The sequence below is a fragment of the Pseudoalteromonas sp. SR45-1 genome (assembly GCF_014163655.1).
GTDB lineage: Bacteria > Pseudomonadota > Gammaproteobacteria > Enterobacterales > Alteromonadaceae > Pseudoalteromonas > Pseudoalteromonas distincta.
Window position 1 is genome coordinate 1 of record NZ_JACJDR010000050.1, and the last position, 339, is coordinate 339.

Sequence of the window (339 nt, forward strand, 5' to 3'; positions counted from 1 at the left end):
CAACGTTGATAGGCAAGATGTGGAAGTGGTGTGAGCCATTAAGCTAACTTGTACTAATTACCCGTGAGGCTTAACCATACAACGCCAAACGCGTTTTATGCGACAGTTTAGACAGAAGTTAATATGACTAAAGTAGATATTTACTGAAAGACTTAAAAAAATATTATCAGATATTTTCCAAATTCAGTTAATGCGTAGCGATACGGATTAACGCCCTAATTTGCTTGGTGACAATAGCGTTTTGGACCCACCTGACTCCATGCCGAACTCAGTAGTGAAACGAAACAGCGCCGATGATAGTGTAGCATTTGCTATGTGAAAGTAGGACATTACCAGGCT

At 40.1% G+C, this 339-nt stretch carries 1 rRNA gene; it reads left to right on the plus strand.

From position 1 onward, the window contains the following. Nucleotides 1-223: 223 nt before the first annotated feature. Nucleotides 224-338, plus strand: a 5S ribosomal RNA gene (rrf, locus tag H5089_RS20090). Nucleotide 339 lies beyond the last annotated feature (1 nt).